The 279-nt window shown below is 68.5% G+C and carries 1 pseudogene; it reads left to right on the top strand.

From position 1 onward, the window contains the following. Positions 1 to 30: 30 nt before the first annotated feature. Positions 31 to 279 (top strand): annotated as a pseudogene (locus FVP33_RS19105) (PhoH family protein); the annotation flags it as partial.

Genomic DNA, 279 nt, shown 5'->3' on the forward strand with positions numbered 1-279 from the left:
TTCTTGGCGGTTCGCTGCCGGCCGGAACCCTTGGCCAGTAGCACGCGATTCGGTTCTGACGCGTCGACCCCGGGCGACCGCGAGCACGTCGAGTTTCGCGTCGACGGCGTGGCCATGGTGCGCCTTCTCGGGCCGCAGGACCGGCTGCTCAAGACCATCGAGAGGCAGTACCCGCGCGTCGAGGTTCTCGTGCGCGGAAACGAAATCACCCTGGACGGCGACGCCGATCAGGTGCGGGCGGCCGTGAGGCTCGTGGCGGCGTTGGTGACGATGGTGCGT

It is taken from the genome of Lacisediminihabitans profunda, assembly GCF_008040105.1.
GTDB lineage: Bacteria > Actinomycetota > Actinomycetes > Actinomycetales > Microbacteriaceae > Lacisediminihabitans > Lacisediminihabitans profunda.